This is a genomic window from Monashia sp. HAY1-2A, assembly GCF_056755315.1.
Window position 1 is genome coordinate 1 of the sequence record NZ_JBNDHY010000613.1, and the last position, 249, is coordinate 249.

Sequence of the window (249 nt, forward strand, 5' to 3'; positions counted from 1 at the left end):
CTTTCACACTCTCTCCGTCGTCGGCAGCGTCAGATGTGTATAAGAGACAGGACGAGCACCTCGTTGGTGCGCTGCTCGACCGCGCCGTCCACGTCACCACCCCCGACGCCATCGAGGCCGGCTTCGCCGATGCCGTCGTCGAGGACCTGTCTCTTATACACATCTCCGAGCCCACGAGACGCGTAGTAATCTGGGGGGGGGGGCTCTTGGGTGGGGAAGGGGGGGGGGGGGGGGGGGGGGGGGGGGGGG

Annotated in this window: 1 pseudogene; it reads right to left on the minus strand. The window is 67.9% G+C overall.

The features are described 5' to 3' along the window. Positions 1-29: 29 nt before the first annotated feature. Positions 30-249: pseudogene (locus ACPYOM_RS23245) on the minus strand (hypothetical protein); the annotation flags it as partial.